This is a genomic window from Pseudoalteromonas sp. SR45-6 (assembly GCF_014163545.1).
GTDB classification, from domain to species: Bacteria; Pseudomonadota; Gammaproteobacteria; order Enterobacterales; family Alteromonadaceae; genus Pseudoalteromonas; species Pseudoalteromonas rhizosphaerae.
Window position 1 is genome coordinate 1 of the sequence record NZ_JACJDM010000236.1, and the last position, 251, is coordinate 251.

General features: G+C 40.2%; 1 protein-coding gene. It reads right to left on the minus strand.

What is annotated here, in order from left to right; translation table 11 throughout:
* The coding region (locus H5158_RS23050; RefSeq protein ID WP_182741003.1) for an ISAs1 family transposase at positions 1 to 251 on the minus strand (251 nt) is incomplete at both ends.

A 251-nucleotide genomic window follows, 5' to 3' on the forward strand; every position in this document is an offset into this window, starting at 1 on the left:
TTTATTAAAGCTTGTTTCTGCTTTTAGCTGATTAAATGCGATGTGTCTCAGCCCCGCAAATACAGGTGCTGCACCTTCACGCCTAATTCGGCAATCATCTTCTTTAAATCCGACATCTAAACGCCTATGTAATCCATTCTCTATTTGCCAATGTTGCCGTGCGGATCTTGCGAGTTCTTCCGCCGATAAATATGCTGAACTGATGTAGTATCTATAGCATAACTCATTGCTTACTTTGTTTTTTTCTTTCC